Raw genomic sequence first — 19,973 nt, 5'->3', positions numbered from 1 at the left:
CGTTCGTCAGGGGGGGCGGGTCAATCTGGCGCTGACGGTCTCGCGCAGCGGTGCCATCCAGGGTGTTGGCATCGCCGGATCGTCAGGAAGCCCGAACGTGGACCAGGCGGCGCTGACCGCCGCGCAGCGCGCAGGTCGCTGTCCCGCAGCTCCTGCAGCGCTGACCGATCCGATCTATTCGTTCACGCTGCCGATCCGCTTGGACGTCCCCTGATAGCAGGGCCGCGCAAGCCGCCCCCATCGAAGGGGCGTCTTGCGCCGGGGGCTGCGCCCCCGCGGTACGGTGCCGTGAGGATCGTCCCGTGCGATCCGTGGCCGGCGCGGGGGGTCCGGGGGGTGCAGCCCCCCGGGGCTCCGCCGGGCTGCAGGCCCGGCAGCGGCGCGTCAGACGTGGTGTAGGACCAGCGGGCGGCCCTGATGCGCGCCGACGCGGATGGGCGCGTCGTAGAGGTCCGACAGCACCGCCTCGGTCAGCACCTCGGCTGGGGTGCCTTCGGCGGCCACGCGGCCGTCCTTCATGGCGATCACGTGATCGGCCCACGCTGCGGCATAGTTGATCTCGTGCACCACCATCGCCACGCTGCGCCCGCCCTGGTCGACCAGCCCGCGCAGCCGGCCCATCAGGGCGCGGGCATGGGCCATGTCCAGGTTGTTCAGCGGCTCGTCCAGAAGCAGCCAGTCGGTATCCTGCGCCCAGGCCATCGCGATATGCGCGCGCTGCGCCTGACCGCCCGACACCTCGTCCAAGAACCGTTCGGCCAGATCGGTCAGGGCAAAGGTCTTCAGCGCCAGCCAGACCAGCGCGTGATCCTGCGGACCCGGGCGGCCCTTGTGATGCGGCCAGCGGCCGAAGGCCACCAGCTCTGACAGGCGCAGGCGGCTGGCGATGGCGGTCTGCTGGCCCAGGATCGCCATGACCTGCGCCAGCCGGTCGGTCGGTGTCGTGGTCACGTCGTGGCCGGCCACGCTGACCCGGCCCCGCTGCAGCGGCTCCAGCCGCCCAATCAAGCGCAGAAGCGTCGACTTGCCCGCCCCGTTCGGGCCGATCAGCGCCGTCAGCCGGCCCTTGGGCAGGGTCGTCGCGATGTCGTGCAGGATCGGCGTGCCGCCGATCGCGTGGCAGACCCCTTCGATCTGGATCATCGGATGCGCCCCTTCAGCAGCAGATACAGGAAAAACAGGCCGCCCGCGAATTCCACGACGACCGACAGGGTGGCGGCCTGGCCCAGCTGGCGTTCGAAGAGCCACTGTCCCCCCACCAGCAGGATCGCCGCCGACAGCGCCGCCGCGGGCAGCAGCGCCGCGTGGCGCGCGGTCCGCATCAGCCCATGCGCCAGCCCCGCCACGATCAGCCCGAAGAAGGCCACCGGCCCGACCAGCGCGGTCGAGACCGAAACCAGCACCGCCACCAGCCCCAGCACGCCCAGCACCATGCCGCGATGGGCCAGTCCCAGGGACACCGCCGGATCGCGTCCAAGCGCCAGCACGTCCAGCCGCGCCGACAGCCGCCAGGCGACCAGCACTGCCGCCGCGGTGATCGCCGCCGCCCAAGGCAGCAGCGTGGCATCGACCCGGTTGAAGCTGGCAAAGCTGACCGACTGCACCACGGCGAATTCGTTGGGGTCCAGGATGCGGCCCAGAAATCCTGACAGCGACCGGAACAGCACGCCCAGGATCACCCCGGTCAGGATCATCCGCGGCAGGTCGCGCGCGCCGCGCAGCAGCAGCGTGCCGAACAGCAGGGCGGCCAGGGCGGTCATCGCCGCAATCTCGGCCAAGAATTTCGGGCCTGCGGGCAGGCCGGTCAGCCCCGCGCCACCCAAGGCCACGACCAACGCCGTCTGCAGCAGCACGTACAACGCGTCGAAGCCCATGATCGAGGGTGTCAGCACCCGGTTCGCGGCGACCGTCTGGAACAGGATCGTGGCGACCCCGATGGCGGTCGCCACGGTGACCAGCGCCGCCAGCTTGGTTGCGCGCAGGCCCAGGATGAAGCCGCGATTGCCGCCGCCCAGCCCCTGCAGCATCCAGACCGCCGACAGTGCCGCCAGCAGCAGCGCCATCCCTCCCAGCATGATCCGCGCGCGCCTATCCATGGGCGGGCTTCGACCGAGGGGGCCGCCGATGCAGCAGCCACAGGAACAGGAGCGCACCCAGCACGCCCAGGATGGTGCCGGCGGGCACCTCGTAGGGGTGGATGACCAGACGCCCCGCCAGATCGCAGCCCAGGACCAGCACCGCCCCGGCCAGCGCCACCACGGGCAGGGATGCGCGCAGGTTGTCGCCCATGATCCGCGCCACCAGGTTCGGCACGACCAGGCCCACGAAGGGGATCATCCCCACCGTCGTCACCACCATCGCCGTCACGACCGACACCACCGCCAGCCCAAGGCGCATCACCGCCGCCGTCGACAGGCCCAACCCCGTCGCCACCTGATCGCCCAGGCCAAGAATCGCGAAGCGGTCGGCCGAGAACCAGGCCAGCCCCGCCGCCGCGCCCGCGATCCACAGCAGTTCATAGCGCCCCGAGATCACGCCCGAGAATTCGCCGCTCATCAGCCAGGTGCCGACATATTGCATCAGGTCGGTCTGCCAGCCGATGAAGGTCACGACCGAGCCCAGCACACCCGACAGGACCAGCCCCGCGATGGGGACCAGCATCACCTCGCGCACGGGCAGGCGGCGGATCACGGCCAGAAACAGCGCGGTCGTGACCATGGCCGACAGGCTGGCCGCGATCATGCGCAGCCACAGGGGACTGGCGGGCCACAGGATGGTGATGGCCAGAAGGCCAAGCGCCGCGCCCTCGGCCGTGCCCGACGTGTCGGGGCCGACAAAACGGTTCCTGACCAGCGCCTGGATCAGCACCCCCGCCACCGACAGGGCGGCCCCGGTCAGCACCACCGACAGCGTGCGCGGCAGGCGCGATTCCAGCAGGACCAGCATGGCCTGCGGATCGCGAAAGGCGTCCGTCACGCGGATGTCGGCGGCGCCGACCGTCAGGCTGGCCAGCATCAGCGCGACCAGCGCCGATGCCAGGGCGGGCAGGGGGCGCATCAGTCCGCGAAGGCCTGCGTCAGCTGGTCCAGCACCGCCATGGTCGAGCCGTAGCCCCCGGCCGAGATATAGGTCGCCGCCGGGTCCAGCTGGATCACGTGATCCTGCTGCCAGGCGGTCGTGCCCGCCACCAGGTCCGAGCGCAGCGTCTCCATCGCGCCTTGGCCGTCCTCGCCGATGGCGGCGCCGCGGTCGACGACCAGCAGCCAGTCGGGATCGGCCTGGGCGATGAATTCATGGCTGATCGCCTGCCCGTGGGTGGCGTCGTCCAGCCCCGGCACGGCCTCCTCCAGCCCGGTCGCGTCGAAGATCCAGCCAAAGCGCGACCCTGCGCCATAGGCGGACATCTTGGGGCCGTTGGTCATCACGATCAGCGCGGTGCCCTGGCCATCAGCGGCGGCACGCAGGTCGGCCAGCCTGGCGTCCAGGGTGGCGGTCATTTCCTCGGCCTGGGCGGTCTTGGCGAACAGCGCGCCATAGGCGTCGATCCGGGCGCGGGCATCGGCCAGAAGATCCGGGCCGAAGGTCATGTCGATGGCCGGCGCCACCTGCGACGCCGCCGCCAGCTGGGTCGAGGAGCGGCCGCCGACGATCACCAGGTCGGGCGCCAGCCCCGCCAGCGCCTCCAGATCGGGTTCGAACAGGGTGCCGACGGGGGTGGCGCCCGCCGCCGCATCGCGCAGGGCGGGGACCAGGATGTTGTCGATGCTGCCCGTGGGCGTCACGCCCAGGGCGGTGATCGTGTCCAGCGCGGCCATGTCATAGACCGCGACGCTGTCGGGATTGTCCTGCAGGGTCACGGGTCCCTGGGCGGTATCGACGGTGACCTGGGCCAGGGCCGCGACCGGCGCGGTCATCAGGGCGGTGGCCAACAGGGCGGGCGATGCGATGCGGCGCATGGCGATCCTTTCGATCAAGGTTGCGCGTGGTGGCTGGATCCTGGCTGCACGCCGGGCGGGCTTAGCGCCGTCGCGCGCGCCGCGCAAGAATGTCAGGGTCTTTTTGTCGGAATATCGCGGCGAATTGTTGACTCAATCAATTTGGCATCCTAGCTGCGGCGCATTCGCGAAAGGACATCCCATGCGCATGACTGCCGATTTCCCCACCGCCCGCGCCGCCGCGCTGACGGGCACGATGGCCAAGCATTTCGGTCACAAGATCCCGGTGACCCATGACGACCGCCTGGCGGTGCTGACCTTCGAGATGGGCGTGGCCCGGATCGAGGCGCAGGACGCGTCCCTGCACCTGACGCTGGAAGCCGCGGATACTGAATCGCTGGAGCGGCTGCGCGCGGTGATCGAAAGCCACCTGATGCGGTTTGCGCATCGCGAGGAGCCCGCGCCCCCGGCCTGGACGCCCCCTGCCTGACCGGTCACGCGATTTTCGCTGGATTGGCGGGCCGGTTTCTGGTCGAAGGGGCGCCAAGCCGCGGGTCCGGGGACGGGCCGGGCGGCGCGCAATTCAGGCAGGACCGGCGATGAGCATCCATCTGTACCCGAACGACCTTCCCGACGATCTGGTGCTGGGCCCGGTCGTGGCCATCGACACCGAGACGATGGGCCTTGACCCGCGCCGCGACCGGCTGTGCCTGGTGCAGCTGTCGTCGGGCGACGGCGAGGCGCATCTGGTCCAGATCGACCGGGGCCAGACCGAGGCTCCGAACCTGACCAAGCTGCTGACCGACCCCAAGGTGGTCAAGCTGTTCCATTTCGGCCGTTTCGACATCGCCGCGCTGGAGAATGCGTTCGGGGTGGTCACCTCGCCCGTCTGGTGCACCAAGATCGCCTCGCGGCTGGTGCGGACCTTTACCGACCGGCACGGGCTGAAATACCTGCTGCAGGAGCTGGTGGGCGTCGATGTCAGCAAGCAGCAGCAGACCAGCGACTGGGGCGCGGCCGACCTGTCGGACGCGCAGCTGGAATATGCCGCGTCGGACGTATTGCACCTGCACAAGCTGAAGGATGCCCTGGAGGAGCGACTGAAGCGCGAGAACAGGCTGGGCCTGGCGCAGGCCTGCTTTGACTTTCTGCCCGCGCGTGCCCATCTGGACCTGCTGGGCTGGGGCGAAGAGGGCGACATCTTTCGCCACTGAGCGGGCAACGGGTATTTGGACAAAGAAGAAGGGCAGGGCGTGGCGGATTACATCGAGACGGCGCGACGGGTGATCGGGGTCGAGATCGCAGGGCTGGAGGCCCTGTCGGCGGGTCTGGGCCACGAGTTCTCGCGCGCGGTCGAGATGATCTTGGCGGTGCAAGGCCGGGTGGTCGTGTCGGGCATGGGCAAGTCGGGCCATGTGGGCCGCAAGATCGCGGCGACCTTCGCCTCCACCGGGACGCCCGCACAGTTCGTGCACCCGGCCGAGGCCAGCCACGGCGATCTGGGCATGGTCACCGAATCCGACCTGGCGCTGGTCCTGTCCAACAGCGGCGAGACGCCGGAACTGGCCGACCTGATCGCGCATACGCGGCGGTTCTCGATCCCGCTGATCGGGGTTGCGGCGCGGCCGCAATCGACGCTGATGCGGCAGGCGGACCTGGGGCTGGTGCTGCCCGCCGCGCAGGAGGCCTGCGGCAACGGGATCGTGCCCACGACGTCGACCACGATGACGCTGGCCTTGGGGCGATGCGCTGGCCATCGCGTTGATGGAGCATCGCAGGTTCACGCCCGAGCATTTCCGCACCTTTCATCCCGGCGGCAAGCTGGGCGCGCTGCTGGCGAAGGTGGGCGATCTGATGCACACCGACCTGCCGCTGGTCGGGCTTGATGCCCCCATGTCCGAGGCGCTGCTGGTGATCAGCCAGAAGGGCTATGGCGTGACCGGGGTCGTGGACGGGGACGGTCTGCTGGCGGGGATCATCACCGACGGCGACCTGCGCCGCCACATGCAGGGCCTGCTGGACCTGGACGCGCGCGCCGTGATGACGCCCGCCCCGCGCACCATCGCTCCCGGCGCCCTGGCCGAGGCCGCCCTGGCGCAGATGCAGGAGCGCAAGATCACCTGCCTGTTCGCGGTCGAGGACGGGCGCCCCCGCGGCATCCTGCACATCCACGACTGCCTGCGTGCGGGGCTGGTCTGACCATGTCGCGGACCCGCATCGTCCGCTGGCTGCGCGTGCTGCTGCCGCTGGTGGCGCTGGCGATGCTGTCGACGATGTTCCTGTTCAGCCGCGGCTCTGACGTGGAATCGCGCATTCCCTATGCCGAGGTCGATGCCCAGGCCGCAGCGCGTGACAACCGCATTGTCGCGCCCGAATACAGCGGCGTGACCGGCGACGGGGCGCAGTTGACCCTGCGCGCGGCGCAGGTCACGCCGGGCGGGTCCGGCGGGGCGGCGGGGGACGTGGCGCTGGACTGGCTGCGCCCCGACGGGCTGCGTGCCGATCTGACCGCGCCGCAGGGCGGGTTGCTGGACGGGCTGGTGCGGCTGGAGGGCGGCGTGCGCATGACCACCAGCAGCGGCTGGCAGCTGGACACGCCGCAGATCGATGCGCGGACCGATACGTCGGTCCTTCAGGCCGACCGCGGGGTCGAGGCGCAGGCGCCCTTTGGCCGCATCACCGCGGGCCGCATGCGGCTGGCCCCTGCTGCGACCGATGCCGATGCCGGGGCCACTGCGGGCGATTCGGCGGGCGGCGGGGCCGCAGTCTTGAATTTCTCGGACGGCGTGCGTCTGATATACCAACCCTGACACCGGGCCGCTTTCCGCCCGAAGCCCTATCGAGGACCCGATGACCCTTCGCCCCCTGCTGATCGCGCTGGCGCTGGCCGCGCCGATGCCCGCCCTGGCGCAGACCACCTTCGGGGGGATGCAGGCCGACACCTCGGCCCCGGTCGAGGTGTCGGCCGACAATCTGGACGTCAACCAGGCCGACGGCACCGCGCTGTTCACCGGCAACGTGGTCATCGGCCAGGGAGAGATGCGCCTGTCGGCAGACCGCGTCGCCGTGCAGTACGCATCCGGCGACCAGCAGCGCATCGACAGCCTGACCGCGACCGGCAACGTGACCCTGGTGTCTGGGGAAGACGCGGCCGAGGCCGCCGAGGCGGTCTATGACGTCGCCGCGGGGTCGGTCCTGCTGAGCGGGGACGTGCTGCTGACCCAGGGGGGCAACGTGCTGGCCGGAGAGCGCATGACGGTAGACCTGGCGACGGGCGCGGCGCAGGTCCAGGGGCGCGTGCGGTCCGTCCTGCAGCCGGGGTCCAACTGATGACTGACCATTCCGGGCTGGACGTGCGCGGCCTGCGCAAGTCCTATCGCAACCGCCCCGTGATCCGCGACGTGTCCGTCAGCCTGCAGCGCGGAGAGGTCGTGGCCCTGCTGGGCCCGAACGGGTCGGGCAAGACGACGTGCTTCTACTGCATCGCGGGGCTGGTCACGGCCGATGCCGGGCAGGTGCTGATCGACGGGCGCGACGTCACGCGCTTGCCGATGTTCCGCCGCGCGCGCATGGGCATCGGCTATCTGCCGCAGGAGATGTCGATCTTTCGCGGCCTGACGGTCGAGCAGAACATCATGGCGGTGCTGGAGGTGGCGGTCGACGACCCCCGCCACAGGCGCGACCGGCTGGAGGAGCTGCTGGCCGATTTCTCGATCACGCATCTGCGCGGGGCGCCGGCGCTGGCCCTGTCGGGCGGCGAACGCAGGCGGGCCGAGATCGCCCGCTGCCTGGCGTCCGATCCGGGCTTCCTGCTGCTGGACGAACCCTTTGCGGGCGTCGATCCCATCGCCGTGGGCGAGATCCGAACCCTGGTTCATGCGCTGAAGTCGCGCGGGATCGGCGTCCTGATCACCGATCACAACGTGCGCGAGACCCTGGGCATCGTCGACCGGGCCTATATCCTGCATGACGGGCATGTGCTGATGTCGGGCACGACCGACCAGATCGTGGCCGATCCGCGCGTGCGCGAGGTCTATCTGGGCGACAGCTTCTCGTTGTCCTGAGCGCGCGGAAATCCGATTCAGGGTCACGCCCCCGTGTGGGCCGTTGACAGTCGGCGCGCGCTGTCACCAAATTGAGATATGCGGGTGCGGAGATGCCGCCCCGTTCAACCCGTTCGCGCCCTTGCCGGCACCAGTGGCGGGCAGGCGCCGCGACGACGGGCAACCGGAGAGGAGTGACGATGCGCTATACCATCAGCGGAAAACACATCGATGTGGGTGATGCCCTCAGCACGCATGTAAAGACCGAACTGGGCGCCACGATCGAGAAGTACTCTCAGCGTCCGACCGATGCGGCGGTGACCTTTTCCAAGGACGCGCATCAGTTCATGTGCGATTCGGTCGTGCACCTGTCCACCGGCCTGAACGTGGCCGCGCGCGGGACGGATACCGACATCTATGCCGCCTTCGAGGCCTGCCGCGAGAAGATGGACAAGCAGCTGCGCCGCTACAAGCGCCGCCTGAAGGACCACCACAAGGAACGGCCCGAACCGGTTGTCTTCGGCGAGGCAGGCAGCTATGTGCTGGCCGCCGACGAGGATGCATGGGAATCGCAGGATGACAGCCTGCAGCCGATCATCATCGCCGAAATGCAAAGCCGCGTGCCCACCCTGTCGGTCGGCGATGCGGTGATGCAGATGGAACTGTCGGGCACCCCTCTGCTGGTGTTCCGCAACGAGAAACACGGCGGCGTCAATGTCGTCCACCGCCGCGACGACGGCAACGTCGGTTGGATCGATCCGCGCGGAAACGGCTGACCGCACGTCCGCGTCCAGACGACGCGGGACGACGGCCGCACTGGATGCCGCCCCCCTGACAGCCATGTCCGGGGGGCGGACAGCTTGGGAAAGACAAAGGCGCCATGCAACTTGCTGAAATCCTCCGGCCCGGGGCGGTCCGTTCCTTGGGACAGGTCACCTCGAAGAAGCGGCTGTTTCAGGAGCTGGCCGATCTGGCCCATGCGGAATACGGGCTGAACGCCTCCGAGGTGCTGGATGCGCTGCAGGAACGCGAAAGCCTGGGGCCGACCGGGGTGGGGCAGGGCGTGGCGCTGCCGCATGCGCGGCTGCACGGGCTGGACAAGGTCGCGGGGCTGTTCCTGCGGCTGGACAAGCCGTTGGATTTCGACGCGGTGGACCGCCAGCCGGTCGACCTGATCTTTGCGCTGCTGGCCCCCGAAAGCAGCGGCGTGGACCACCTCAAGGCGCTGGCGCTGGTGTCGCGCACGCTGCGCGATCAGGACCTGCGTGCCAAGCTGCGCGCCAATGACGACCCCGTCGCGCTGCACGCGGTCCTGTCGGCGGCACAGGGGATCAAGGCTGCCTGAGCCTGCCTTTCGAACAACACTGTTCAAATCGGACCGGATCGGCCCTATAGTCCAGGGGGTGACACCCCACGGGAGGGCTGACCATGACCAGACATCATGCCGACAAGCCGCGGATGCAGGGGGCGGCGCGCCTGCGCGAATTCCTGCGCCTGGACCGCGAGGGCGGGATGCACAGCGCCATCCGCGCCCTGCACGCGCGCCCCCATGCCCGGGCCGAGGACAGCCGCAAGGCCGCCGAATACGCCCGCATCGCGCGGGGTCACCTGAAGTGACCCCGACGGGGACCGCCCGCAGGGGCGGTCCCGCATTCAGGCCTCAGGCGCGGACCAGCGCCTCATAGCTTTCGGCCACGTCGCGGGTGATCTGGCCCACCTGGAAATGCCAGTCGCCGATCTGGCCCACGGGCGTCACCTCGGCCGCGGTGCCGGTCAGCCAGCATTCCTGGAACCCCTCCAGCTCGTCGGGCGTGATGCGGCGTTCGTGAACCGTATAGCCTTTGTCCTTCAGCATCTGCACGATGGTCTGACGGGTGATGCCATTCAGGAAGCGATCGGCCAGAGGCGTGTGGACCTCTCCGTCCTTGACGAAGAAGATGTTGGCGCCGGTCGCCTCGGCCACGTAACCCTCCCAGTCCATGAACAGCGCGTCCGAACAGCCCTTGGCCTCGGCCGCGTGCTTGGACATGGTGCAGATCATGTAGAGGCCCGCGGCCTTGGCGGCGGTGGGGATGGTCTCGGGGCTGGGGCGTTTCCACTTGGCCACGTCCAGTTTCGCCCCCTGCCATTTCGCGTCGCCGTAATAGCTGCCCCATTCCCAGGCCGCGACGGCCATGCGGACCGGGTTGCGCGCCGCGGACACGCCCATGTCCAGGCCCGACCCGCGCCATGCGACGACGCGGACATAGGCGTTTTCGAAGCCGTTGGCCTTCAGCACGGCCTCCTTGGCGGCGTCGATCTCCTCGGCGGAATAGGGGATCGGCATGTCCAGCAGGCGGCCCGATTCGATCAGGCGCAGCGAATGTTCGTGGCCCTTGAAGATCTTGCCGTCATAGCACCGCTCACCCTCGAAGACCGAGCTGGCATAGTGCATCGCATGGGTCAGGATGTGTACCTTGGCGTCGCGCCAGTCCACCAGGTCCCCGTCCATCCAGATCTTGCCGTCGCGATCGTCGTAAGCCAGCATCATATGTCTCCATCCGCCGCCCGGTTTTTCGATTCTTGCGCCTGTCAGGGCGGATTTGGCATGTTTGTTACGCAAGATGCTTGACGGCTAGCAATCACGGATTAGAAAGTCAACAACGCTGCCATATCCGGGGCAGGTGACGAACAGAGGGTGCAGATGCAGGAAAAAGCGCGGATCCAGGCGATGATGGGCGAGGACCTGCTGTTCCTGACCGACGACCAGCTGCGCCGCGGGATCGAGGCGATGTTCTTTGCCTATCGCGCCTTCACCGCCGATCCGGACCTGATCCTGGCCGAGCTGGATTACGGCCGCGCCCATCACCGCGCGCTGCATTTCGTCAACCGCGATCCGGGGCTGACGGTCACCTCGCTGCTGGCGGTGCTGGGCGTGACCAAGCAGTCGCTGAACCGCGTGCTGCGCACCCTGATCGAGGACGGGCTGGTCGACAGCCGCATCGGCCGCCGCGACCGGCGCGAACGCCAGCTGCACCTGACGGCCAAGGGCACCGCCCTGGAACGCCGCCTGTCCGAGGCGCAGCGGGCACGGATGCGCGCCGCCTATCGCAATGCCGGACCCCAGGCCGTGTCGGGGTTCCGCCAGGTTCTGGAAGCGATGATGGACCCCGAGACCCGGGCGCAGTATCAGGCGCTGAAGGATCTTCCCGAAGACCGCTGAGGCCGCCATGACGCATACCGACTGCCACCTGCTGATCGTCGACGACGACGAACGCATCCGCGCGCTGCTGGGGCGGTTCCTGCGCAAGAACGGATACATGGTCACCATGGCCCGTGACGCGGTCCAGGCGCGCCGCCTGCTGGCGGGGCTGGAATTCGACCTGATCGTCATGGACGTGATGATGCCCGGAGAGGACGGCCTGGCCCTGACGCGGGCGCTGCGCGAGCGGATCGACACGCCGATCCTGCTGCTGACCGCCAAGGGCGAGACCGAGGACCGGATCAGCGGGCTGGAAAGCGGCGCCGACGATTACCTGCCCAAGCCGTTCGAGCCGCGCGAACTGCTGCTGCGCATCGGTGCGATCCTGCGCCGGGTGCCGGTGGTCGAGGTGGCGCAGCCGAAATACCTGACGCTTGGCGCGCTGCGCTATGACACGGACAAGGGCGAGTTGTGGAACGGCGACGCGCCCCTGCGCCTGACGGGCACGGAAACCGCGCTGCTGCGCCGTCTTGCGGCCAGCCGGGGCCAGCCGGTCAGCCGCGCCGACCTGATCGACGACCTGGGCCGGGGCGGCGGCGAGGATGAGAACGGAGAGCGCGCCATCGACGTCCAGATCACCCGCCTGCGCCGCAAGATCGAGCCCGACCCCCGAGAGCCGCGCTTCCTGCAGACGGTGCGGGGCACCGGTTACATGCTGGTGGTGGACTAGGGCGGTCCGCGGCCCTAGCGTGCGGCGATGAACGATCAGGCCACATATCGGGGAATCACGCTGGACGGGGACAGCGCGCTGGCGCTGCTGGACTGGCAGCTGGAGATGGGCTGCGACGTGCCCATGCTGGATGCGCCGGTCGACCGGTTCGACCTGCCGACCCGCGTGGCGCCCGCGGCCCCCGTGCCCCAGGCCCCGCCGCCGCCCGCCGACGACGATCTGGCCGGCCGCGTGGCCCTGGCGCAGGCACTGGCCGACGGGGCCGGCACCCTGGCCGCCCTGGCCGAGGCCCAGCAGGGGTTCGACGGGATCGAGCTGAAGAAGGGCGCCCGCAATTTCTGCTTTGCCGATGGCAATCCCAAGGCCCGCGTCCTGATCCTTGGAGAGGCGCCGGGCGACGAGGAGGACCGGCAGGGCCGCCCCTTCGTGGGGCGCGCGGGACAGATGCTGGACCGCATGTTCGCGGCCATCGGGCTGTCGCGTGACGGGGTCGATGCGGAACGCGCCTTTTATGTCACGAACGTCCTGACGTGGCGCCCGCCCGGCAACCGCGACCCCGAGCCCGATGAAATTGCCGTGAGCCTGCCGTTCCTGCGCCGCCATGTCGATCTGGCGGCGCCCGACCTGATCGTGCTGATGGGCAACATCGCCTGCCAGGCGGCGATCGAGAAACGCGGCATCCTGCGCCTGCGCGGCCAGTGGGTGCAGGCGTTCGGGCGGCCCGCGCTGCCCATGACGCACCCGTCCTATCTGCTGCGCAACCCCCGCCGCCAAGCGCGAGGCCTGGGCGGACCTTCTGTCGCTGCAGGCGCGGCTGGAATCGCTTTCCGTTTAGGTTTCGTTTGCCCATCATGCGCTATCCCGGCCATCCCATAGATGGACCATCCGCATGCGTTTCCTGTCCCGCAGCCTTCTGGGGCTTTTCCTGACCTTCCTGACGCTGGCCCTGCTGATGCTGGCCGCGGGGATCCTGTGGCGTGCGGTGACGCCGGACGGGGACGGACCCGCGGTGCGCGCCCCTGCCGAACAGGTCTATGCCGCGCGGCTGGTCACGGTCGCGCCGGGGGTGGTCCAGCCGCAGATGCAGGTGTTCGGCCAGGTCCTGTCGCGACGCGAACTGCAGCTGCGCGCGGGTGCCGGGGGCCGCATCGTCCAGCTGGACCCCGCCTTGCAGGAGGGCGGCACGGTCGTCGCGGGCCAGCTGCTGGCGCGCATCGACCCGTCCGCCGCACAGGCGGCGCTGGACAGCAGCCAGGCCGAACGCGCCGACGCCCAGGGCGTGCTGGAGGATGCGCGCCGCCGCGTCGACATCGCGGCCCAGGACGTGGCCGCGGCGGACCGCCAGGCCGAACTGCGCGCCGCCGCGGTGACGCGGCAGGAGCAGCTGGCCGACCGCGGCCTGGGCACCAGCCTGGACCGCGAGACCGCCGAACTGGCCGCATCCACCGCCAGCCAGACCGTGATCGCCGCCCGCGCCGCCCAGGCCGACGCGCAAAGCGCCGTGACCGCGGCCGAGAACGCCCTGCGCCGGGCCGAGATCGCCGTGACCGAGGCCCGCCGCGCGCTGGCCGACACGGAACTGCGCGCGGGCTTCGACGGGCGCGTCACCGCCGTCACCGCGGTCGAGGGCGCGCTGGTCGGCGTGAACGAACAGCTGGCCACGATCATCGACCCCGCGGCGCTGGAGTTGCAGATCCCGCTGTCGCTGGACCAGTTCGGGCGCCTGCTGGGCCCGGACGGTGCCCTGCTGGACCGCGAGGTGACGGTGACGCTGGACGGCAGCGCCGGCGCATTGGTCGCGCAGGCGCGGCTGGACCGGGCGGCGGCCTCGGTCGCGGAAGGGACGGCGGGGCGGGTGGTCTATGCCCGGCTGGTCCAGGGTGCGCAGGCGCTGCGCCCGGGCGATTTCGTGACCGCGCGCATCGCCGAACCGGTGCTGTCCGACGCGGCGATCATTCCCGCGGCGGCCCTGGGGTCGGATGGCGGCGTGCTTGTCGCGGGGGCGGACGGCCGCCTGCAGGCGACGCCCGTGACCGTGCTGCGCCGGCAGGGCGACGATCTGATCATCGCGGTGCCGGCCGACCTGGCAGGGGCGCGCATCGTGGCCGAACGCGCGCCGCAGCTGGGCACCGGCATCCGCGTCCGCGACGCCGCAGCCCCCGTGCCCGCGCAGGGGCCCGATCAGCGGGCGCAGGGCCGGGGGCCCACCCGTGGATAGGCGCCCGGGCCTGATCGGCACCTTCGTGCGCCATGCCACGCTGGCCAACCTGCTGCTGGCGGTGATGGTGGTGGCGGGTCTTTATTCCGCGCCGCGCCTCAGGGCGCAGTTCTTTCCCGACACGGTCGTCCAGCAGATCCAGGTGGCCGTCCGCTGGGACGGGGCCGGGGCGGATGATGTGGACCGGTCGGTGGTCGGCGTGCTGGAACCCGCGCTGATCGCGGTCGAGGGCGTGTCCCTGACCGAAAGCCAGTCCAGCCAAGGCAGCGCCCGCATCACCCTGGAGTTCGAGCCGGGCTGGGACATGTCCCGCGCCACCGGCGAGGTCGAAGCCGCCATCGCCGCCGCGGGCGACCTGCCCGAGGGCGCCGAGGACCCCGAGGTCACGCGCCGCGCCTGGCGCGACGCGGTCACCGACGTGGTGATCTCGGGGCCCGTGGGCCTGGACCAGCTGGGCCGCATCGCGGACGACCTGACCAACCGCCTGTATGCCCGTGGGGTGACGCGGCTGTCCGTCACCGGCCTGTCCGCCCCCGAAACCTTGGTCCAGCTGCGCATGGCCGACCTGGTGCAGCATGACATCACGTTGGACCAGATCGCGGCGACCATCGCCGCCGCCGCCGCGCCGACGCCTGCCGGCGACGTGGCATCGGGCATATCGCGCGTGCGCACGGGGGCCGAGACACGCACCCCCGAACAGGTCTCGGCTCTGGTCCTGACCGCGCTGCCCGACGGGACGCAGCTGACCATCGGTGACGTGGCGCAGGTGCGCGACACGGGCATCGACCGGGGCGTGGCCTATTTCGTCGACGGCAACCCGGCGGTCACGGTGTCCGTCCAGCGCAGCGCATCGGGCGACGCGATCGGCATGCAGCAGGACGTGCAGGCGGCCGTCGACGCGCTGGCGCCGACCCTGCCGCAGGGGGTCACGGCGGAACTGGTTCGGGCGCGGGCGGAACAGATCTCGGCCCGGCTGTCGCTGCTTTTGGACAATGCGCTGATGGGGCTGGGGCTGGTCCTGGGCCTGCTGTTCCTGTTTCTGAACGCCCGCACCGCGATCTGGGTCGCGGCGGGCATCCCGGCGGCGCTGCTGGCGGCGGTGGCGATGATGTACGCGGTCGGCATGACGATCAACATGATCTCTCTGTTCGCGCTGATCCTGACGCTGGGCATCATCGTGGATGACGCCATCGTGGTGGGCGAACATGCCGACTATCGCGCCCGCAAGCTGGGCGAGCCGCCGCTGGTCGCCGCCGAACGGGCGGCGGGCGCCATGGGCGCGCCGGTGATCGCATCGACCCTGACCACGATCATCGCCTTTGCCGGGCTGGTGCTGATCGGCGGACAGTTCGGGTCGCTGGTGTCGGACATTCCTCTGACCGTCATTCTGGTGCTGGCGGCTTCGCTGATCGAATGTTTCCTGATCCTGCCCAACCACATGGCGCACGCGCTGGCCCATCACGGCAAGGACCGCTGGTACGACCGGCCGTCGGTCGTCGTGAACCGCTGGCTGGACCGGTTCGTGGCGGGCGTTCTGCGCCCGCTGGCGCGTCTGGTGCTTGTCGCCCGCTATCCGGTGCTGGCGCTGGTCATGGTGGGCTTTTCCTGGTCCACGGCGGCGCTGATCAGCGGGACGGTGCCGTGGCGGTTCTTCGATTCGCCCGAACAGGGCAGCGTGTCGGGCAATTTCGCCATGCTGGAGGGGGCGACCCGCGACGACACCCTGCGCGTCATGGGACTGGTGCAGGAGGCCGTGGACCGGGTCGCGGCCGAATATGAGGCAGAATACGGCATCAGCCCGCTGACCCACGTGATGACCCAGGTTGGCGGCAATGCGGGCCGTCCCCTGCCGGGGGCCGAGACCAAGGACGCCGACCTGCTGGGCGCCGTCCAGATGGAGCTGATCGACCCCGATTTCCGCCCCTATTCCAGCTTCGAGCTGGTCGCCGCCTTGCAGGAGGCCATGCCCACCAACCCCCAGCTGGAGACGATCAGCTTTCGCGGCGGGCGGTCGGGGCCGGGCGGCGATGCCATCTCGGTGCTGATGACCGGCGCGGATGCCGCGACGCTGAAGGCCGCCGCCGAGGCGCTGAAGGCGCGGCTGGCCGAGGCGCCCGAGGTCTCGGCGCTGGAGGACAGCCTGGACTATGACAAGGACGAGCTGGCGCTGCGCCTGACGCCCCAGGGCGAGGGCCTGGGCTTCACCACCGACGGGCTTGCGCGCGAGCTGCGCCAGCGCCTTGGCGGGATCGAGGCCGCAACCTGGCCCGAGGGCACCCGCACCGGCGCCATCACCGTGGAACTGGCCGAGGATGACCGCCGCGCCGATTTCCTGGACCGCATGCAGATGCGCACCGCGTCCGGGGCCTGGGTGCCCTTGGGCGACATCGTGTCGGTCAGCACCGAGGCGGGCTTCTCGGTCGTCCGCCGCGAGAACGGCGAGCGGATGATCGAGGTCACCGGCGACATCTCGGGCGACGATCCGGCGCGGGCGGCGGCGATCACCGCCGACCTGCAGACCCGCCTGCTGCCCGACATCGCCGCGCAGTTCGGTGTGACCTATGACGTCACCGGCCTGGCCCAGCAGGAGCGCGCGTTCCTGTCCGAGGCGCTGATCGGCTTCGCGTTGGCGCTGACCGGCATCTACATGGTGCTGGCGTGGATCTTTGCCAGCTGGACGCGGCCCCTGGTGGTGATGTCGGTCATCCCCTTCGGACTGATCGGCGCGGTCTGGGGGCACGCGGCCTGGGGCCTGCCGCTGAGCCTGTTTTCCGTGGTGGGCCTGATCGGCATGTCGGGGATCATCATCAACGATTCCATCGTGCTGATCTCGACCATCGACGAATACCGGGCCACCCGGGCGCTTCGGCCCGCGATCGTCGATGCGGTCGCCGACCGGTTCCGCCCCGTGCTGCTGACCACGGCCACCACGGTTCTGGGCCTGGCCCCGCTGTTGTACGAACGTTCGTCGCAGGCGCTGTTCCTCAAGCCCACGGTGGTCACGCTGGCCTATGGGCTGGGGTTCGGGATGGTGCTGGTGCTGCTGGTGGTGCCGGCCGTGCTGGTCGCGGGCGACGATCTGGCCCGCGCCCGCCGGGCCTTTCGCCGCAGCCTGCGGGCCGGGCCGGTGCGCGTCGTGATGCGCGGCGCGGTGATCGCGGCCGTCGCGGGGCTGCTGCTGATCCTGGGGCCGGTGACGGTGCTGCCCGCGATGGGCCTGGCCGCGCCCGGCTGGTGGCCGGGGGCGGGGGGCGCGCTGCTGGCCTATCTGGCGACGCTGGCGGCGATCATGGCGGGGGGCGACCCTGGCGCAGGTCCGGCGGGGGCGCCGTGCGGGGACCTAGTCCGCGGCGCAGCCGGTGGTTTCGGTCGCCCGTCCCCCATCGGCGGGGATCACCGTCAGGCGCAGTGCGTCATGGTCCAGATCGAAGGGCTTGCCCGAGGGGGCGACCATTTCGACCACCGCCTGGGGGCCCGTGGGTCCGGGCAGGATGTCCGCCGCCGAGACCCAGACCTGCGGATTGTCGGTCAGTTCGACCGCGGCCAGCGTGGCCGGGCCCTGCGGCAGGTCCATCGCGACGCGCAGCCCGTCTGCCAAGGGCGTCACCTCGCAGGCGGGGTTGCCGTCCAGGCGCTGCGGCTCCGCCGCAAGGGCGCTGGCGATCACCGGGTCCGACTGCGTGCCCACGGGCGGCGCCTGCAGCTCAAGGTGCACGGGAACGCAGATGTTCTCGCACAGGCCCAGATCGATCTGGGCGGCGATGTCGACGGGCTTGCCGGGGTCCTGCGGATGGGCGGTCAGGGGCAGCACGAGGCGGTCGTGATAGCCCATCTCCAGCGTCTCTCCGGATCGGATGGCCTGGGGCGCGGGCCAGTGCAGGGTGACATGGGACAGGTTCCGTGACCCCGCCCAGTCCAGCTGGGGCGGCAGGCCGGTGTCGCCGGGGCTGCGCCAGTAGGTCTTCCAGCCCGGCTCCAGCAGCAGTTCCAGCGCCAGGATGCGTGCGCCGCCGGGTTCGGTCCAGCCGGGCAGCAGCTGTGCGCCGCGCAGGCCGGGCGGCAGGTCGTCCTGGGCGATGGCGGGACCGGTCAGGGCAAGCGCCAGGGCGGTGGCAAGAAGCGGGCGGGGGAAATGTATCATGCCCTTGTCCTAGCGCCCGCGCGGCGGGGGCGGAAAGTCACAATTCCGCGCAAGCCTTGCAACATCCCGCCCCAGTGCCGATCTGTCATGAAAAGGAGACATGATGACCAGCATCACCGGTGATTCCGCCCAAGACCGCAACCTGACCGGCAAGATCCTGATCGCCATGCCCGGCATGAGCGATCCGCGTTTCGAGCGGTCCGTGGTGCTGGTCTGCGCGCATTCCGACGAGGGGGCGATGGGGCTGGTGCTGAATCGCCCGCTGCCCGAGATCGGCTTTGGCGATCTGCTGGACCAGCTGGGCATCGAGGCCGAGGAGGATGCGCGGCCGATCGAGGTTCGCTTTGGCGGCCCGGTCGAGCCGGGCAGGGGATTCGTGCTGCACAAGGTGGCCGAACACGGGCAGGACCCCGAGGGCCGCTTGCGGATCGGCCAAGCGCTGGCAATGACCACGACGCGCGACATCCTGGTCGAACTGGCGCAGGGCTATGGCCCGGACCCTGCAGTTCTGGCGCTTGGCTATGCAGGCTGGGGGCCGGGGCAGCTGGAGACCGAGATGCTGGCCAATGGCTGGTTGACCGGAGATGGCGCCGAGGACCTGATTTTTTGATCTGTCGCACGAGGACAAGTGGCAGCGCGCGCTGCGGGCGCAAGGGATCGATCCGTCGCTTTTGTCGGCGGCGTCCGGCCGCGCCTGAATTTTGCGTCCCGCGCGGTGCCGGGGGGTTCCACCCCCGGACCCCCTGGGGCGGAGGACGCCTTGCGGTGTTTTCATAACCAATGAATGATTGCGACCTCCGGGGGGTCCGGGGGGCGGAGCGCCCCCGGCCACCGCGGGACGCAATCGATCATGCCAGTTCGGGGAAGAACCGGTCCGAAGGGGTAAAGATCTCGCAACCGTCGGCCGTCACGCCTATCGAATGTTCGAACTGCGCCGAGAGCGACTTGTCGCGCGTCACCGCCGTCCAGTCATCGGCCAGGACCTTGGTTTCCGGGCGGCCCAGGTTGATCATCGGCTCGATCGTGAAGAACATGCCCTCCTCCAGCACCGGCCCTTTGCCGGCGCGTCCGAAATGCAGCACGTTGGGCGGCGAATGGAACACCCGCCCGATCCCGTGCCCGCAGAAGTCGCGCACGACCGACATGCGCCGTTCTTCCGCATAGGTCTGGATGGCCGCGCCGATGTCGCCGAAGGTCGCGCCGGGGCGCACGGCCTCGATCCCCTTCATCAGCGCGTCATGGGTCACCTGCAGCAGCCGCTGCGCCTTGAGCGACGGCTTGCCCGCCACGTACATCCTGCTGGTGTCGCCGAACCAGCCGTCCAGGATGACCGTCACGTCGATGTTCAGGATGTCGCCGTCCTTGAGGCTCTTGTCGCCGGGGATGCCGTGACACACCACGTGGTTCACGCTGATGCAGCTGGCATGCTGGTACCCGCGATAACCGATCGTGGCCGAGGTCGCGCCCAGCTCGGTCACCCGGCCCCGGATGAAATCGTCCAGCGCGCCGGTGGTGACGCCCGGTGCGACCATCGGCCCCACCTCGTCCAGGATCCGTGCGGCCAGGGCGCCCGCCGCCCGCATGCCTGCGAAATCCCCGGGCATGTGCAGGCGGATGCCTTCCCTCGTGATACGGCCTTCGTCCATCGCTGATCCTTTCTGTCTGCCGCCCTAGATAGAGACGCGCGCCCACTTGTTCCAGCCCCGGCTGCGGGCATAGATGGGG

Annotated in this window: 20 protein-coding genes and 3 pseudogenes; 16 read left to right on the top strand and 7 right to left on the bottom strand. The window is 70.0% G+C overall.

Annotated features, from left to right (window positions below; all coding sequences use genetic code 11):
- A partial coding sequence (locus F1642_RS12860; RefSeq protein WP_194886405.1) for an energy transducer TonB occupies positions 1-214 on the top strand: 214 nt, incomplete at its 5' end.
- Positions 215-384: 170 nt separating this feature from the next.
- Here F1642_RS12860 and F1642_RS12855 read toward each other — a convergent pair.
- From F1642_RS12855 to F1642_RS12840, 4 genes are read right to left on the bottom strand one after another with little or no spacing between them, the layout of a single operon-like run.
- Positions 385-1,143, bottom strand: coding sequence for an ABC transporter ATP-binding protein (locus F1642_RS12855; RefSeq protein ID WP_194886404.1), 759 nt, complete (start codon positions 1,141-1,143; stop codon positions 385-387).
- The gene (locus F1642_RS12850; RefSeq protein ID WP_217845339.1) at positions 1,140-2,096 is read right to left on the bottom strand and encodes an iron chelate uptake ABC transporter family permease subunit; all 957 of its coding nucleotides are present in this window, start codon (positions 2,094-2,096) and stop codon (positions 1,140-1,142) included. The genes F1642_RS12855 and F1642_RS12850 overlap by 4 nt, the downstream gene beginning before the upstream one ends.
- A complete protein-coding gene (locus tag F1642_RS12845; RefSeq protein WP_194886403.1) occupies positions 2,089-3,057 on the bottom strand; it encodes an ABC transporter permease in 969 nt (322 codons plus the stop codon). Before F1642_RS12845 ends, F1642_RS12850 begins: the two co-directional genes overlap by 8 nt.
- Entirely contained in the window at positions 3,057-3,956 is a 900-nt protein-coding gene (locus F1642_RS12840; protein WP_194886402.1) for a siderophore ABC transporter substrate-binding protein, read from the bottom strand. The genes F1642_RS12845 and F1642_RS12840 overlap by 1 nt, the downstream gene beginning before the upstream one ends.
- Positions 3,957-4,137: 181 nt before the next feature.
- Between F1642_RS12840 and F1642_RS12835 the strand changes: the two genes are divergently transcribed.
- The 9 genes and pseudogenes from F1642_RS12835 to F1642_RS12795 all read left to right on the top strand — a co-directional run bounded on the left by F1642_RS12835 (position 4,138) and on the right by F1642_RS12795 (position 9,595).
- Positions 4,138-4,425, top strand: a complete 288-nt coding sequence (locus F1642_RS12835) for a DUF2218 domain-containing protein (protein ID WP_052715322.1) — start codon at positions 4,138-4,140, stop codon at positions 4,423-4,425.
- Positions 4,426-4,534: 109 nt separating this feature from the next.
- The gene (locus F1642_RS12830) at positions 4,535-5,149 is read left to right on the top strand and encodes a ribonuclease D (RefSeq protein WP_127897359.1); all 615 of its coding nucleotides are present in this window, start codon (positions 4,535-4,537) and stop codon (positions 5,147-5,149) included.
- Positions 5,150-5,188: 39 nt separating this feature from the next.
- A pseudogene (locus tag F1642_RS12825) lies at positions 5,189-6,134 on the top strand (SIS domain-containing protein).
- A 2-nt stretch (positions 6,135-6,136) separates the two neighbouring features.
- Complete coding sequence (locus F1642_RS12820; RefSeq protein WP_194886401.1) at positions 6,137-6,745, top strand: hypothetical protein; 609 nt, start codon at positions 6,137-6,139, stop codon at positions 6,743-6,745.
- A gap of 40 nt (positions 6,746-6,785) precedes the next feature.
- The gene (lptA, locus tag F1642_RS12815; RefSeq protein WP_194886400.1) at positions 6,786-7,265 is read left to right on the top strand and encodes a lipopolysaccharide transport periplasmic protein LptA; all 480 of its coding nucleotides are present in this window, start codon (positions 6,786-6,788) and stop codon (positions 7,263-7,265) included.
- Positions 7,265-7,999 carry an LPS export ABC transporter ATP-binding protein gene (lptB, locus tag F1642_RS12810; protein ID WP_194886399.1) on the top strand — a complete coding sequence of 245 codons (735 nt, stop codon included), beginning with the start codon at positions 7,265-7,267 and terminating at the stop codon, positions 7,997-7,999. Before lptA ends, lptB begins: the two co-directional genes overlap by 1 nt.
- A 179-nt stretch (positions 8,000-8,178) precedes the next feature.
- Positions 8,179-8,754, top strand: coding sequence for a ribosome hibernation-promoting factor, HPF/YfiA family (gene hpf, locus F1642_RS12805; RefSeq protein WP_045984022.1), 576 nt, complete (start codon positions 8,179-8,181; stop codon positions 8,752-8,754).
- Positions 8,755-8,858: 104 nt separating this feature from the next.
- Positions 8,859-9,323, top strand: coding sequence for a PTS sugar transporter subunit IIA (locus F1642_RS12800; RefSeq protein ID WP_046001228.1), 465 nt, complete (start codon positions 8,859-8,861; stop codon positions 9,321-9,323).
- An 83-nt stretch (positions 9,324-9,406) separates the two neighbouring features.
- Positions 9,407-9,595, top strand: coding sequence for a hypothetical protein (locus tag F1642_RS12795; RefSeq protein ID WP_045983215.1), 189 nt, complete (start codon positions 9,407-9,409; stop codon positions 9,593-9,595).
- Between the two features lie 43 nt (positions 9,596-9,638).
- Here the strand turns inward: F1642_RS12795 and F1642_RS12790 are convergent, their stop codons facing one another.
- Complete coding sequence (locus tag F1642_RS12790) at positions 9,639-10,505, bottom strand: branched-chain amino acid aminotransferase (protein ID WP_369799449.1); 867 nt, start codon at positions 10,503-10,505, stop codon at positions 9,639-9,641.
- A 156-nt stretch (positions 10,506-10,661) separates the two neighbouring features.
- Here F1642_RS12790 and F1642_RS12785 point away from each other — a divergent pair, with 156 nt between their 5' ends.
- The 5 genes and pseudogenes from F1642_RS12785 to F1642_RS12765 form a co-directional block, all read left to right on the top strand.
- Positions 10,662-11,180, top strand: a complete 519-nt coding sequence (locus F1642_RS12785; protein ID WP_046001230.1) for a MarR family winged helix-turn-helix transcriptional regulator — start codon at positions 10,662-10,664, stop codon at positions 11,178-11,180.
- Between the two features lie 7 nt (positions 11,181-11,187).
- Positions 11,188-11,889, top strand: a complete 702-nt coding sequence (locus F1642_RS12780) for a response regulator (RefSeq protein ID WP_046001231.1) — start codon at positions 11,188-11,190, stop codon at positions 11,887-11,889.
- A 27-nt stretch (positions 11,890-11,916) separates the two neighbouring features.
- Positions 11,917-12,724 (top strand): annotated as a pseudogene (locus tag F1642_RS12775) (uracil-DNA glycosylase family protein).
- A gap of 54 nt (positions 12,725-12,778) precedes the next feature.
- Complete coding sequence (locus F1642_RS12770) at positions 12,779-14,107, top strand: efflux RND transporter periplasmic adaptor subunit (protein ID WP_194886398.1); 1,329 nt, start codon at positions 12,779-12,781, stop codon at positions 14,105-14,107.
- Positions 14,100-17,408: pseudogene (locus F1642_RS12765) on the top strand (efflux RND transporter permease subunit); the annotation flags it as partial. The gene F1642_RS12770 and the pseudogene F1642_RS12765, both read left to right, overlap by 8 nt.
- Positions 17,409-17,447: 39 nt before the next feature.
- On the opposite strand, the gene F1642_RS12760 reads toward F1642_RS12765, so the two are convergent.
- Positions 17,448-18,248 carry a protein-disulfide reductase DsbD domain-containing protein gene (locus F1642_RS12760; RefSeq protein WP_194886397.1) on the bottom strand — a complete coding sequence of 267 codons (801 nt, stop codon included), beginning with the start codon at positions 18,246-18,248 and terminating at the stop codon, positions 17,448-17,450.
- A 103-nt stretch (positions 18,249-18,351) separates the two neighbouring features.
- Here F1642_RS12760 and F1642_RS12755 point away from each other — a divergent pair, with 103 nt between their 5' ends.
- On the top strand, positions 18,352-18,858 hold the full coding sequence (locus F1642_RS12755; protein ID WP_370582875.1) for a YqgE/AlgH family protein: 507 nt from the start codon (positions 18,352-18,354) through the stop codon (positions 18,856-18,858).
- A 238-nt stretch (positions 18,859-19,096) separates the two neighbouring features.
- Here F1642_RS12755 and map read toward each other — a convergent pair whose 3' ends face one another.
- Positions 19,097-19,894, bottom strand: coding sequence for a type I methionyl aminopeptidase (map, locus tag F1642_RS12750; protein ID WP_045983330.1), 798 nt, complete (start codon positions 19,892-19,894; stop codon positions 19,097-19,099).
- Between the last annotated feature and the right edge of the window lie 79 nt (positions 19,895-19,973).

Origin of the sequence: Paracoccus sp. NBH48 (assembly GCF_015390265.1) — a bacterium.
GTDB classification, from domain to species: domain Bacteria; phylum Pseudomonadota; class Alphaproteobacteria; order Rhodobacterales; family Rhodobacteraceae; genus Paracoccus; species Paracoccus marcusii.
This window is presented reverse-complemented; position numbering and strand designations above follow the sequence as displayed.

Bases quoted from the DNA above. Each gene is read 5' to 3' on its own strand.
- F1642_RS12795 (WP_045983215.1), top strand. From the start codon at position 9,407: ATGACCAGACATCATGCCGACAAGCCGCGGATGCAGGGGGCGGCGCGC.
- lptB (WP_194886399.1), top strand. From the start codon at position 7,265: ATGACTGACCATTCCGGGCTGGACGTGCGCGGCCTGCGCAAGTCCTAT.
- F1642_RS12785 (WP_046001230.1), top strand. From the start codon at position 10,662: ATGCAGGAAAAAGCGCGGATCCAGGCGATGATGGGCGAGGACCTGCTG.
- F1642_RS12830 (WP_127897359.1), top strand. From the start codon at position 4,535: ATGAGCATCCATCTGTACCCGAACGACCTTCCCGACGATCTGGTGCTG.
- F1642_RS12840 (WP_194886402.1), bottom strand. From the start codon at position 3,956: ATGCGCCGCATCGCATCGCCCGCCCTGTTGGCCACCGCCCTGATGACC.
- lptA (WP_194886400.1), top strand. From the start codon at position 6,786: ATGACCCTTCGCCCCCTGCTGATCGCGCTGGCGCTGGCCGCGCCGATG.
- map (WP_045983330.1), bottom strand. From the start codon at position 19,894: ATGGACGAAGGCCGTATCACGAGGGAAGGCATCCGCCTGCACATGCCC.
- F1642_RS12845 (WP_194886403.1), bottom strand. From the start codon at position 3,057: ATGCGCCCCCTGCCCGCCCTGGCATCGGCGCTGGTCGCGCTGATGCTG.
- F1642_RS12820 (WP_194886401.1), top strand. From the start codon at position 6,137: ATGTCGCGGACCCGCATCGTCCGCTGGCTGCGCGTGCTGCTGCCGCTG.
- F1642_RS12835 (WP_052715322.1), top strand. From the start codon at position 4,138: ATGCGCATGACTGCCGATTTCCCCACCGCCCGCGCCGCCGCGCTGACG.
- F1642_RS12855 (WP_194886404.1), bottom strand. From the start codon at position 1,143: ATGATCCAGATCGAAGGGGTCTGCCACGCGATCGGCGGCACGCCGATC.
- F1642_RS12850 (WP_217845339.1), bottom strand. From the start codon at position 2,096: ATGGATAGGCGCGCGCGGATCATGCTGGGAGGGATGGCGCTGCTGCTG.
- hpf (WP_045984022.1), top strand. From the start codon at position 8,179: ATGCGCTATACCATCAGCGGAAAACACATCGATGTGGGTGATGCCCTC.
- F1642_RS12770 (WP_194886398.1), top strand. From the start codon at position 12,779: ATGCGTTTCCTGTCCCGCAGCCTTCTGGGGCTTTTCCTGACCTTCCTG.
- F1642_RS12755 (WP_370582875.1), top strand. From the start codon at position 18,352: ATGACCAGCATCACCGGTGATTCCGCCCAAGACCGCAACCTGACCGGC.
- F1642_RS12780 (WP_046001231.1), top strand. From the start codon at position 11,188: ATGACGCATACCGACTGCCACCTGCTGATCGTCGACGACGACGAACGC.
- F1642_RS12760 (WP_194886397.1), bottom strand. From the start codon at position 18,248: ATGATACATTTCCCCCGCCCGCTTCTTGCCACCGCCCTGGCGCTTGCC.
- F1642_RS12790 (WP_369799449.1), bottom strand. From the start codon at position 10,505: ATGCTGGCTTACGACGATCGCGACGGCAAGATCTGGATGGACGGGGAC.
- F1642_RS12800 (WP_046001228.1), top strand. From the start codon at position 8,859: ATGCAACTTGCTGAAATCCTCCGGCCCGGGGCGGTCCGTTCCTTGGGA.